This window comes from Paenibacillus sp. MER 99-2 (genome assembly GCF_023714095.1).
Classification (GTDB): Bacteria; Bacillota; Bacilli; order Paenibacillales; family Paenibacillaceae; genus Paenibacillus.
This window is the reverse complement of the sequence record NZ_JAMAUZ010000001.1, coordinates 1508799-1521408: the sequence shown is the minus strand read 5'-3', so window position 1 is coordinate 1521408 and position 12610 is coordinate 1508799. Positions and strand designations below refer to the sequence as shown.

Here is a 12610-nt window from a genome sequence, read left to right as displayed (position 1 = left end):
TGTTTAGGAGAAGGTATTATGTATTTGGTTATTGATATTGGTGGTACATTTGTGAAATATGCTTTGATGGATTCAGGCGGAGATATTAGCTACAAAGATAAAACACCCGTAGGGAAGGCAAACCTGGAGGAGATGTTGACTGGTCTATACTCGATTATAGACAAGCAGGATCTCTCAGATATTAAAGGAATTGCTATAAGCTGTCCCGGAACAGTTGACGTTACTACTGGCATGATATATCACGGCGGGTCTTTCCCCTTCTTACATGAAGTCAATCTGGCTCAATTGATTCGGGATCGCTACGATAAAGAGGTTTCGATTGAGAATGATGGCAAATGTGCTGCACTCGCTGAGTTGTGGTTAGGTAGTGTGAAGCATGCGCAGAGCTCAATTGTCATGGTACTGGGAACTGCTGTAGGTGCTGGAATTATTGTGGATGGTAAGCTTATGCGCGGAGTCAACTTATCTGCTGGGGAAGTTAGCTATGTGATGAGTCATGTGAACTCTGCAACGGGTGAGGCGAATTTCTTCGGCCTGGATTGTTCAGCTGTAGCCATGGTTCAGAAGATAGGTGAAATGAAGCAACTGGAGGATCCATCAGACGGTGAAGCGGTCTTCAACATTATTAATTCAGGTGATCCGGAAGCCAACCAAGTGTTGGATGCGTACTGTCTCATGGTAGCTGCGCAAATTATGAACCTTCAGTACATTCTTGATCCAGAGTTGTTCGCCATAGGTGGCGGCATTAGTGCCCAACCCATACTCATTGAAAGGCTTCAGCAGGCTATTGAAAAGATTAAACAGATTAATCCACTTCATATGGCTAATCCCATCATTACACCATGTACTTTCCGAAGCGATGCTAACCTATACGGGGCGTTGTATAACTTCTTTGTTGAACAAGAAAAAAAACTGCGTGTTAGACATTAATAGTCGTTAATAATAAAGAGAAGGAAACCCCAATAAGGTTTACCTTCTCTTTTTACTTCACCTGTTCAAATCCTAAGTCGTTCTTCTAACGTTTCGATGTCACCTCGGTCGCCGTACTTACAGATTCGCAGATACTCCCCGTACACACGAGACCTTCCGATCTCTGTATTCGCCCAATTTTGCCTATTGATCTCGACGTTCTTGTATACCGTGTCAAAAAGTGCGGGCATATAGGCGATGTCAGGATGAAGGTGCTTTTTCAACGTACGAAATTGTCGTCCGGCAGCATGACTCTTACATACCATGAGTACCGAGCGAGTTTTGGAGAAATCAAAGACTTCCTTCGCGAATAATACGTTCTCTAGTGTATTAACCGACTTCGTTTCTACAAAAATAACTTCGGACGGGATGCCTGCCTCTATCAAATGCTGCCTAATTACATGTGACTCTGGAACCTGGTTCTCTATTCCTCGCTGAAGGCTAGCCCAACTGCACCTTCCTGTAACGACAATCTGTTTCCCTACCCCTTTCTTATATGCAGAGATCGTTCTCGTCCAGTGACCAGAATGTGTACCTCCAAAAACAAAAATAACATCACACGAGATATTCTCATCAACACTATGCATGAACACCGCTTCTGTAATTTTAGTGATCTGATCCTGGGTTAGATTTGGCACAGCCGGTTCCTTGGCAATTTCACTTTTCATGTTCACCCCACCCCCCTTTCTTCACAACACTCTATTGCTTCATATATATCAATCAAGTTATGGAATGTAAGCACCTACGACCTCAACATTTCGTCCATTTTCCCCTTCCACATATTTAACATCGATCTCTTTCCCCTCTTGAAACTGAGGAATATGTATCAAGGGAATGTACGTCTTAATTACCACTGGAAAGGTCTGTCCATCATGTTGCGAAACGGTTAGTTCAAGAGTAACTGCTGGGTTGTCGTCCATAGAAGATGATGTCGGATGCACAGCGCGGATCAAAGCCTTCGCTGGAATGCCCTCTAACAGAATTTGTTTACGTTTATGTATCGCATCACGCTGAGCTTTCAGTTGCGTTACAACGACACCTATAACAATACCACTCGTAACTATGGAAAATGCAACAATGATCAGTATGACACCCGTCGTCAATATAACCGCCTCCTTATATGAATACGGAAGATCATTTGAAATCATTTTCCACTAAGTATAGCATCTGACCTTAATCGAAACGTGAGACTTAACTCCCGTTTAGATTCAAGGTAGATTTGATGGTTGTCCCAGCACGCATTTGTAATGCCTGTATCCATACCTAGAACATAGAAGTCAGAGTTCCACCTACCGCACCTGCCAACACGATCACCCATGGTGGAAACTTCCAGTAGACTAACATGCTAAATAATATTGCTGCAAAAGCAAAATCAAGCGGGTCCACAATCGTACTTGTCCATATGGGCTGATAAAATGCAGCGATTAAGATGCCAACTACTGCTGCGTTTACGCCCATAAAAGCTGCTTTGGCTTTGGGATTACGACGCATTGCGTCCCAGAAAGGAAGGGTTCCTAAGATTAATAGAAATGCAGGTAGGAAGATAGCACCGGTTGCTAACAACCCTCCACCCCATCCATACATCACTGCACCTAGATAAGAGGCAAAGGTAAACAGCGGTCCGGGAACGGCTTGAGTCGCGCCATAACCTGCGAGAAAGGCCTCCTCGCTAATCCAACCTGTAGATACAAACTCACGTTCAAGTAGGGGTAGGACAACATGTCCCCCACCAAAGACGAGAGAGCCAGAACGGTAGAAGCTGTCCAACATTGCAATCCACTTTATCGAAGTCACTTCTCTTAGAATAGGAAGTAGAATTAATAAGCCCACAAATAACACTAAACAGACGACTGCAACGCTGCGTTTAATCGGAAAGCGAACCCGATCCTCTGAATCCATTTCATGTTGATGATGTTGCATGTATAGTAGGAAACCAATGACCGCCGCTCCAATAATAACTACGACTTGAGAATACGCGGTTTGCCACAATAATGTAATGACCATAGCGAGTAAGGCAATAGCTTTTCTTCTTAGATCCGGTGTTAAATTCTGGGCCATGCCTATAATTGCATGTGCAACGACGGCGACAGCAACGATTTTCAATCCATGAATCCAACCCGCACTACTTACATCCATGCCTTGAAGAATCAATGCAAATAGAATTAGCATGATGACTGAGGGTAAGGTGAAACCAACAAATGAAACAATGCCTCCCAATATCCCAGCCCGCATAACTCCCATCCCAATCCCTACCTGGCTACTTGCAGGACCGGGCAAAAATTGACACAAGGCAACGAGGTCAGCATAACTCTTTTCGTCCATCCATTTTCGTTTTCGAACATATTCTTGATGAAAGTAACCTAAATGGGCAACAGGTCCACCAAATGACGTCAAACCTAACTTCGTTGATACCCACAAGATCTCAAGTAACGATGTAAATAAACCTCGCTCGTTCATGGTTGGGTTAACCACTCTTTCTCTACTTATTTCATGTCTATATGGGATGCTAACATACACAAATAAGCTCTCACAACACGTCTGCAAAAAAATTACAATGCGATAACATTTCTTATACAAGGTGATGGATTTCAAGAAGATACATATAAAAAAAAACAGCCATTCCGATGTTGGAACGACTGTACGGTGTATCCGATGCAAGTATTGTTCATATAAGCTAAAAACAAAGCTTTATCGTCTTGGTTTATTTATTGGTTCCATTCAAGCTTCTCATCTGGAAAACGTATTTTCTGGCTTCGTCAAAAAGAACTTCAGTATATGACCACTTTCCTGATTGGAAGCTGGGGACGACTCTACCACATAACTCAAAATAATCATTTGTCGTATTGATATCCTCTATTAAGTCATTATTTAATGGTGAAATAATGATGTTATTTTCACGACTCAATATTACACAATTCCTTTCATGAGGTTTTGAAAATAGTTTATTTAAGGATGATGAAAAGCAACATCCGTTGCCAATTCATAATAAGTCTCACTATCAAGATTGTTCGTACTCATGGTTCATAGAACTTTTGAGCTTCACATAATTGATTAATATGTGTTGCTTCGTCTAGGTATGGAGTAAAATAAGATGTACTTGTTCTCAATTAATTTGATTGTAAGTTCATTAGCACACCTGTCTTACCACTACCTTAATTAAATCAACTACGCTAATTGTAACAATTTGAACACGTCCATTAATTTTATACATACGTTATTTTTTAATCTATTTAATAAGTCCATTACCGGAGTGAAAGATGCCTCTCAAAAAAATATGTAATATCTATTTTTTAATTATATTTAATAATCTTACAGTATGTTCTTCTAAGAAAATTTTGAGTTGATCTTCTATTTTTTGATCAGTGTCAAATATACCGCTTTTATCCTTTACTGCCTCTATTACTTCCATTAAGTCATCAATTGAATATTCCACTGCTTTATTATAATCATTCTGTTTTTCAGTTGAAATGAACTCACTAATTAAATTTTGCTTGAATAGCTTGTCATTATTATGAGCCTCTTTGAAATCTGACATGATTCCTACCTCCTGATATGTACCTTGATTAGAATCAAACCTAACAACCATCTTATATTATACCCTACAGTTATGTAATAATTAAGAAAATTGCAGTCACGGCTTTAAAACACCGTGACCACATTGATATATGTATTGCTGACAATAAGCGTTACTACAGCGTGGCGTCTTCTTCCTTTTACTTTATACTTGTATTCCCCCCTTTTCTCATCCCATTCAGTCGTAATTGTCTTGGGATTTTTAAGTATCAATAACAATTTTTCAAAAGTGAAATTTCTATCTGGCTGATTAAGCCTCTGTTCAGCATGGAAAGATAACTCGATGTTACCTTGTGATGCTAGATTCGGAATGAGTATCATGAGCTCATCCGTTGCAACTGGTTCATTCAAAGCGATTTCACCTCTTTCCCCTACGCCAATAAAAATATTATATCATAAATAATATAGTCAACTCGAATTCAAAAGGTACTAACGATAAACTGATCAATAATAAAAAAGTTTTCTAGCCAATATTCGCTAAGCTACTCTCACAAGTCTGCATCACTATCCTCCAATTTTTCAATGCCAACAAATGTGAGTTATAAGTCAGGACCGAGACTTAAAATGCTGAATGTAGATTGTAATTCATCTAAGAAATCTTGATGTGTTTCCCACTCGTTAACCACTTCTGAAAAAAACAGGTGATTTGAACTCCTGACCTAAGAATTGAATCTCAAGTCCTGTGAACAGATCATAGTTTCGTCAAGTCGTCGCAGTCGATCAATTCTAGTCTATTGTTCACCATAATTTTCAGGATTCCACCGATCTCCAATGGTAAAAGGGACTTATAATATAATTTAACGTCTCCACTATTTTTTACCTCTCCTACTTAAAGAGAACACCGCCGGTATTAAAGAAAGTAGACAAAGGTGTATGTAATATTTTCTCTACTAAATTCTTGCACTCCTGTTGACTTAACTTGAGTAGGAACTTTCCCGAGGAAATTTTACTTTTGTTTTTCATATTTTCAGAAACACATCATGTGCCCGTCGAATGAAACATCCTTGTCTCAAACTTGTATACGGGGTATTGAATGCGAACCGTTAATTACACAAAGTGTGTTAATTTTGGAAACTGTTATTTGTACTTTTTCTATATTATGAAGCATAGCTGTCCCACCTTTAGAACAATTTTATAAAGTAGATTATAATATAAAGTACACATCTCAATTTTTGTTGGATTGCCCATCTCAACAATTTCTTATAATGATAAAAAACGTACTTTACCTATTAGTCCTATTTAGACTAACAGGGGCTTACAACAAAAAATGACTCACTTCGCTGATTATGCGGAGTGAGTCATTGAGATTGTTATGATGCATCTTGTCTTAGTTTACCTTTGCGAGTTTAGTGGCACGAATCGATGCCGTAGCATAAACGATGAGTGCAATCCAAATGAATCCGAAGCCAACAAGTAGAACCGGTGATACGGCTTCTTTAAACACAAATACGCTGAGTACCAGCATGATCGTCGGTCCAATGTATTGCACGAATCCAAGTGTAGATAGTGACAACCGTGCAGCTGCCCGGGCAAAGAACAACAACGGCAACGCCGTTACGATTCCAGAAAGAAGTAATTCAAGGAACATCGGTGTCGGCAGCGTCCAAGCCGTTGTCTTCTCGACAATCCCCAAGTAAATCCAGTAACCCAGTGCAATGGGTAGAACGACAGCCGTCTCTGAAAGCAAACCAACTGAAGCATCTTGCTTGATTTTCTTCTTCGCTAGGCCATATAACCCAAAGGATACAGCTAAGGAGATTGCAACCCACGGGAAGCGCCCGTAGTCGATCGCAATGATGAGCACTGCTATTCCAGCAATAGCAATGGCGAGCCATTGACCCCGATTGGGCTTCTCACGAAGGAACAACACCGCTAACAGCACGTTCAATAGCGGGTTCAAGTAGTAACCTAGGCTTGTCTCCACCACATGCCCGTTGTTAACTGCCCAGATGAAGATCAGCCAGTTGGCAGCGATCAACAGTCCGCTGGCGGTGAGTGCTAACAGTTGCGAACGATTAGCCATAATCCGTTTCATTTCTCCCCAGCGGCGCTGAATCGCGACAAGAATACCCATGAATACAAATGACCAGACTACCCGATGCGACAGAATCTCACCTGCCGGCACATGATTAAACAACTTCCAATAAAGCGGGAGAACACCCCACATGATATACGCAATAATAGCGTTAACCAACCCGTTGTTCATAACGAATGAATTCCTCTTTTCTCTCTATGATGTCTGAACGGATTATACGCCTCATTCCATATGTAAGTAAAGACAATAATCTGAGAGCAGAAAGTTCCTCTGGTTCGAGTGTATGGCACAATGAACCACCGATCTTGCTCATTACGGCAATGTCTGAACAAACGATTGGAGTGTATTCGTAAAATAAATATCGTTTCTTCGGATGAATACGGTAGAGATCTTATTAAATTCTTCAGGGATATCGTACCCATACAACTTTCCAGCATCAATCCATGTACGAGTTGACGATTTGGGGGCGATAGTGATGCCAATGCCGGCAGCAACACTTCCCATGATCGTTTCGAAGGTGCCAAATGACATCACTTTCCGAGGCATAATGCCCTCTGATCTTAACCAGCTTTCCAGCCTTTCCCGATAACCACAGCCTTGATTGAATAACAACAACGGTATGGTTGAAGCATGTTCGATATCAAATTGATCACTTTTGCTAACGATAATTAATTCTTCATCAAAAACATGATGTGTTTCGATCAACGGATGATTGACTGGCCCCGTCATAAATGCACCATCCAGCCTGGAATTCAACACATCTTGAAACAGATTTTCGCTAACACCTGCATGTAAGGAGAGTTCAACACGAGGATATCTATCAATGTATGGCGACAATATGCCAGGTAAATTCGTCAACGTATCCACAATCCCGATGTTAAGAATCCCCCGAGGGTCTTCCGTAGTTTGAAAAGCATTTTGTATTTCGTCGAACTTCGTCAGAATCTCTTCCGTATATTCCATCAATCGCTTGCCTTCTGAGTTTAAGATCATTCCGCGTTTGTGTCTAACAAATAATGCTGTCTGTAATTCAGCCTCAAGCTGTTTGATTCTGGCGGTCACATTAGACTGAACATAGTTCAAGTCCAAGGCGGCCTGACTTACACTCCCTCGCGTTGCGACCGTTTTGAAGATTCGTAGGTCATTGATGTCCATTGCTCTTCCCCCATCTCAGTCTCATCCATCTTCTATACATCGATCATATCAAGCCCATATAAGTATCATTTTAAATGATGATAAATAGCATTTACAATCATTTTACTCCTTCTCGCCTGTCACGTAACATAAATCACGTTGAATTGATAGCATTAGGGAGGATACAAATGAGTAAGAAGGTTGGAATAGGGACGTTGTTATGTCTGATTGCCAGTATGTCATGGGGAGCTATGTTTCCAGTGGCACACAGTGCATTACAACGAATGGACCCACTATATTTTTCGTTTTACCGCTATTTATTTGTCACCATTATTCTTGTCGTGTTGCTGTATTTTAAGGAAGGAAAGCAGGCATTTCGGTTTGAGGGTCTTAGCCGCAAGCTGTTGTTTTATGGAACGATGGGATTCACATTATATAATTTCATGATTTTCTCTGGTCAAGATCTGATGGGAGAGTCAGGTACAATTGTAGCCTCAATTATGGAAGCGCTAATGCCAATGATTACGATTGTGATCCTCTGGTATCGAACCAAAAGCACACCAGCTAAAGCCACACTGACCAGCATGACCATTGCTCTGATCGGAGCTTTACTTGTGATCACCAATGGCAATCTTTCATTTTTCATGATGGCACGAGATCATCTTCTTCCTGTATTACTGATCTTTATGGGAGCGATAGGCTGGGTTGTTTATTCACTCGGAGGGGGTTCCTTTCCCCAGTGGTCTGTACTGAGATATTCTACACTGACTTGCCTGCTGGGAACGGTCGTTTCGTTCGTCATCGTAACATCGGCCACGCTGTTGCAATGGCTTCCCGCGCCCCACTGGAATGAATTGTTGTCCATTAAATACGAGATGTTATTTATGATTTTTTTCCCTGGAACGATCGCTTTATTAAGCTGGAATGCAGGAATGAAAATGCTCTCACCTGTTAACGGCATCTTGTTTATCAGCTTGGTTCCTGTGACCACTTTTGTCGTGATGTCGTTTCAAGGCTATTCTGTCAGTCTTAACGAATTTTATGGTGCGTTGCTGGTCATTTTTGCATTAATTCAAAATAACCTTTTCCAGCGTAAATCTGTAAGTCAGACGAGTGTTCGTGGAGAATCAGTTTAAATGAAGTTGTTAATTAACATATGTATGGGAGAGTTTTAGGGGGATAACGAGTTTATTTATCAGTCTATACTTGAACTTTAATGAAAATGTGTGCGGATAAAAAATCAGCAGATCACTTATGCTTGACTCATTTATCCGCACAATTACACTATCAAAGATGAATTATATGATTAAAAGTTAGTACATGCACAAACAAGGCTTAATGAGTTTGAGCGGAGTCCTGACCTTTTTTCGCTACTAGCACAAAGTAAGTAACAACCGCGACAATACTCGTTCCTAACAACGTAAGCCCCAGCGGAACAGCCGTGTCCTCTCCCGCAATACCTACGATTGGAGCAACCAAAGCTCCTAATACAAAAGGTACGACACCTAGAAGCGCTGCTGCACTACCAGCCATTTTGGATTGGCTTTCCATAGCGAGTGGGAATGCTGCAGTTGACGTAATACCGATTGAACATACGAAGAAGAACAATGGAATAACTAGAGCAAACAGTGGCCCCTGAGCAATCGTTACCGCAACAACGACAACACTTGATATGAGCGCAAGCCACAGTCCGGATAATAGAAGCGTCTGCTCAGGAATACGGTGTGACATGCGTCCCACAATCTGCGAGCCAATGATTAAGCTAATTCCATTCGATGCGAACAATATGGAGAATACGGTCGGGCTTACGCCGTATATGTTCTGGTAAATAAACGGTGTACCTGCCACATAAGCGAATACCCCAGCGGTCATAATACCTTGTGCCAGCATGTAACCAACAAACTTGCGATCACGCAGCATTGTACCATAACCACGAAGTTGAAGTTTAAAATTAGGCGCGACGCGCTTTTCAGGTGGATTCGTCTCTTTAAGACGCCATTGCGTCATGATGTACAAGAAAACGCCGAGGATCGCGAGGGAAATAAACACACCCGGCCACGATGTGAACGTGAGCACCCCACTACCTGCAATTGGAGCTGCCAAAGGGCCGAGATTTCCTACGAGCAATAATAGAGAGAAAAATTTAGTCAGTTCATGACCACTATACAAGTCACGAGCAATAGCGCGAGAAATAACGATCCCTGCGGAAGCAGCAAATCCTTGTGTGAAACGGAACAAAATTAACATGCCAATGCTAGGAGAGTACGCACATGCTAACGAGCAGATAATATAAGCTGCCATTGAGATCAATAAAGGTTTACGTCTACCATGAGCATCACTGATCGGCCCCACAACGAGCTGTCCTACACCTAACCCCAACAAACAAGCCGTAAGACTGAATTGAACCAGCGATGCATTGGTGTTGAACATGGCTGCAATTTCGGGAAACGCCGGTAAATACATATCGATTGTAAATGGTCCTAACGTTGAAAATACGCCCAATAATAGAGCTAGACCAATCACATTCCATTGCTTTCTTTTTGTCATGATTCCTAGAGTCTCCACTTCATCTATATTTTTAAATAAATTGATACACATCGTTATATTTTAAAGTTGAACCTATGAAAATTACAATCATTAATTTTAAATATAAAAAACGAACGAGCCGCAAGTGAAGACATGCGAGCCGTCCGTTCCTGTTTTGTTGCCTATTCATCTGGGATCACATGCTCAAAATCATTGTACCGTTAATGCTCCTGTAAACTCTCTTACTTTTGCAGCAATCTCTTTGGCATGGGTTCGATATAAATAATGCCCTGCCTCCAATAACACCATCTCTGCATGAACAGAATTCGCTAACTGCTTCTCATGTTCAGGTACCCACTCCGGCACTACCGGATGATTGGCTTGAACGAAGAGCTGGACAGGTAGATTGGGTGGAAAAGATAATTGTGCTGCTGATTGAAAGTTCGAATACATACTCACAGCTTCATTTAATTGCGTCGTGTTATACATATTTTTTTGTCTCAATATTTGCAATTGTTCTTTCGTTTCTTCATCATAAGGCAGATCTTCATATGGGTCATTGCTCAGCATCAATTGGATGCGGGGAAAGCCCAAATTACGGAACCATTTAATCTGCTGAGTCACGGATGAATCAATTTTCTGTTCGCTCAGTGTTGGAACACTGCTATCCAGGCCGATGTACGCACTTACTTCCTCAGGATATTGGTTCACATAATCCAGACTGTATAGCCCAGAAATGGAGTGAGCCATTAGAATATAACGATTAATCTGAAGGCTTTGTAAAGCTTGATGAATTTCACTTACGATCTGTTCCGTGGAACGTTCCTTATCCGTCTGATCGCTCAGTCCATAGCCAAAGGGCTCAAGAACAACAACTTTATAATAAGGTGTTAACTCTGATAACAGTGGCTCAAAATCAAGTCCAGGTGCCGCATTGCCATAACCAGGGAGGATGACTACGGTCTCCTCACCTTCTCCTTGAATGAGTACATTCATCTGTTTTCCGTCCACAGACACTTGTTGTCCATAGGGTTCAATCCTCTTCTGTTCTGAATGACTAGCGATTTGATTATACGTGTACACGCCAGCGATAAACAGTACTATGGCTATAAGGATTGCAGCGAATATTTTAAGTAAAATATATAACACTCTCTTGGTTTTACTGCGTTGTCTTCCTTCCTTCACTACGGATGGTTTCAAACTCATCAACTCCTCTAAAGAAACCGCTAATCGCATATATACGATTAACGGTCAGGATTCCTATAATTTATGCTTCCACTTATTAATTATAGTGAGATTTCTTTCATATACGCTTTGAATTCTGTAGCAATCTCTTTGAATTTCGTATGATGCAGGTAATGAGAACCCTCCATTGGAATCATTTTGCCCTGTACAGAATGTTTGGCCTGCTCCTCGTGTAGCGGAATCCACTGTGGATTATGCTCGTTATTGGATTGCACGAAGAGTAGCACTGGCAGATCACTCGGATAGGTGAGTTTTTCGCTATTTTTGAAATTGGAACCCAGATGCTTGAGCTCATCGATCATCGTATCATTACTTGAGACTTGATTAGAGATTAGGTTCATCTGCTCTTTGGTATGCTCATCATATGCAAGCGATTTATATGAATCCCCGCTCACTTTTTTGATTAATCTCATCAGACCTGATGTTTGAAGAAACTGCATCGATTTCAGGGGCAATTTCACATCCATACCGGGTTGATTGGGTACACTGCTATCGATACCAATAAAAGCAAGCACCTCATCCGGATAATTGTTCACATAAGTAACTCCATATAATCCCGTGATGGAATGCCCCATCAACACATAACGGTCAATGCCGAGCTGTTGCACTGCCTCGTGAATTTCACTGACGATATTCGCTGTCGTCCGCTCCTTCTCGGTTTTATCACTCAATCCATAACCAAAAGGCTCGATTGCCACCACTTTGTAGCTCGGTGTTAATTCATCAATCAACAATTTGAAATCAAGCACAGGTGACGGTGTTCCTTGCCCTGGCAGGAGTACGATGGTTTGTTCGCCGCTGCCTTGAATAGACACATTCATTTTCTTTCCGTCCACTTCAACATACTGACCATATGATTCAATTTTATCTTTCTCCATACTGGTACTGATCATATTTACGATAAACGTAATGCCCAAGAACAGTACGAACGCTCCGACAATACCTCCAATGATTTTCAACCATAATTTCCGTTTCTTACGACCTTTTGTTCCTGCTTTGTTTTCTACTGTTTCTGCCACGTTCATCTTCTCCTGTCCTTATATCTGTCATGTTACCATGGCAACATTATGTAAAGAATTGGTTCAAAAAGAGTATTTTGAATCCACACTTCGAAGTATAATTACGCAA

The 12610-nt window shown here is 41.2% G+C and carries 12 protein-coding genes; 2 read left to right on the top strand and 10 right to left on the bottom strand.

Annotation, left to right across the window (positions count from 1 at the left end; genetic code table 11):
• Nucleotides 1-18 precede the first annotated feature (18 nt).
• A complete protein-coding gene (locus tag M3636_RS06865) occupies nucleotides 19-930 on the top strand; it encodes an ROK family protein (RefSeq protein WP_251381717.1) in 912 nt (303 codons plus the stop codon).
• Between the two features lie 65 nt (nucleotides 931-995).
• Here M3636_RS06865 and M3636_RS06860 read toward each other — a convergent pair whose 3' ends face one another.
• From M3636_RS06860 to M3636_RS06830, 7 genes are all read right to left on the bottom strand, one after another.
• Nucleotides 996-1637: a YdcF family protein gene (locus tag M3636_RS06860; protein ID WP_251381716.1), complete on the bottom strand. Its 642-nt coding sequence runs from the start codon at nucleotides 1635-1637 to the stop codon at nucleotides 996-998.
• 57 nt (nucleotides 1638-1694) lie between these two features.
• Nucleotides 1695-2072: a hypothetical protein gene (locus M3636_RS06855; protein ID WP_251381715.1), complete on the bottom strand. Its 378-nt coding sequence runs from the start codon at nucleotides 2070-2072 to the stop codon at nucleotides 1695-1697.
• A 160-nt stretch (nucleotides 2073-2232) separates the two neighbouring features.
• Nucleotides 2233-3426 (bottom strand): chromate transporter, encoded by a 1194-nt coding sequence (locus M3636_RS06850; RefSeq protein WP_251381714.1) that lies wholly within the window; start codon nucleotides 3424-3426, stop codon nucleotides 2233-2235.
• Between the two features lie 826 nt (nucleotides 3427-4252).
• Entirely contained in the window at nucleotides 4253-4504 is a 252-nt protein-coding gene (locus M3636_RS06845) for a hypothetical protein (protein ID WP_128101927.1), read from the bottom strand.
• Nucleotides 4505-4608: 104 nt separating this feature from the next.
• Complete coding sequence (locus M3636_RS06840) at nucleotides 4609-4893, bottom strand: DUF4258 domain-containing protein (protein WP_128101926.1); 285 nt, start codon at nucleotides 4891-4893, stop codon at nucleotides 4609-4611.
• A 976-nt stretch (nucleotides 4894-5869) separates the two neighbouring features.
• Nucleotides 5870-6748: an EamA family transporter RarD gene (rarD, locus tag M3636_RS06835; protein WP_251381713.1), complete on the bottom strand. Its 879-nt coding sequence runs from the start codon at nucleotides 6746-6748 to the stop codon at nucleotides 5870-5872.
• A 141-nt stretch (nucleotides 6749-6889) separates the two neighbouring features.
• Nucleotides 6890-7732: a LysR substrate-binding domain-containing protein gene (locus tag M3636_RS06830; protein WP_251381712.1), complete on the bottom strand. Its 843-nt coding sequence runs from the start codon at nucleotides 7730-7732 to the stop codon at nucleotides 6890-6892.
• Nucleotides 7733-7899: 167 nt separating this feature from the next.
• On the opposite strand from M3636_RS06830, the gene M3636_RS06825 reads away from it, so the two are divergent.
• Complete coding sequence (locus tag M3636_RS06825) at nucleotides 7900-8847, top strand: DMT family transporter (RefSeq protein ID WP_251381711.1); 948 nt, start codon at nucleotides 7900-7902, stop codon at nucleotides 8845-8847.
• 199 nt (nucleotides 8848-9046) lie between these two features.
• On the opposite strand, the gene M3636_RS06820 is transcribed toward M3636_RS06825, so the two are convergent.
• From M3636_RS06820 to M3636_RS06810, 3 genes are all read right to left on the bottom strand, one after another.
• Complete coding sequence (locus M3636_RS06820) at nucleotides 9047-10258, bottom strand: multidrug effflux MFS transporter (protein ID WP_128101923.1); 1212 nt, start codon at nucleotides 10256-10258, stop codon at nucleotides 9047-9049.
• A 189-nt stretch (nucleotides 10259-10447) separates the two neighbouring features.
• Nucleotides 10448-11443 (bottom strand): alpha/beta fold hydrolase, encoded by a 996-nt coding sequence (locus M3636_RS06815; protein WP_483311504.1) that lies wholly within the window; start codon nucleotides 11441-11443, stop codon nucleotides 10448-10450.
• 80 nt (nucleotides 11444-11523) lie between these two features.
• Complete coding sequence (locus M3636_RS06810) at nucleotides 11524-12507, bottom strand: alpha/beta hydrolase (protein ID WP_128101921.1); 984 nt, start codon at nucleotides 12505-12507, stop codon at nucleotides 11524-11526.
• Between the last annotated feature and the right edge of the window lie 103 nt (nucleotides 12508-12610).

Coding starts and splice junctions, on each gene's coding strand:
- M3636_RS06865 (WP_251381717.1), top strand. CDS start 19: ATGTATTTGGTTATTGATATTGGTGGTACATTTGTGAAATATGCTTTG.
- M3636_RS06860 (WP_251381716.1), bottom strand. CDS start 1,637: ATGAAAAGTGAAATTGCCAAGGAACCGGCTGTGCCAAATCTAACCCAG.
- M3636_RS06850 (WP_251381714.1), bottom strand. CDS start 3,426: ATGAACGAGCGAGGTTTATTTACATCGTTACTTGAGATCTTGTGGGTA.
- M3636_RS06845 (WP_128101927.1), bottom strand. CDS start 4,504: ATGTCAGATTTCAAAGAGGCTCATAATAATGACAAGCTATTCAAGCAA.
- rarD (WP_251381713.1), bottom strand. CDS start 6,748: ATGAACAACGGGTTGGTTAACGCTATTATTGCGTATATCATGTGGGGT.
- M3636_RS06830 (WP_251381712.1), bottom strand. CDS start 7,732: ATGGACATCAATGACCTACGAATCTTCAAAACGGTCGCAACGCGAGGG.
- M3636_RS06825 (WP_251381711.1), top strand. CDS start 7,900: ATGAGTAAGAAGGTTGGAATAGGGACGTTGTTATGTCTGATTGCCAGT.
- M3636_RS06820 (WP_128101923.1), bottom strand. CDS start 10,258: ATGACAAAAAGAAAGCAATGGAATGTGATTGGTCTAGCTCTATTATTG.
- M3636_RS06815 (WP_483311504.1), bottom strand. CDS start 11,443: ATGAGTTTGAAACCATCCGTAGTGAAGGAAGGAAGACAACGCAGTAAA.
- M3636_RS06810 (WP_128101921.1), bottom strand. CDS start 12,507: ATGAACGTGGCAGAAACAGTAGAAAACAAAGCAGGAACAAAAGGTCGT.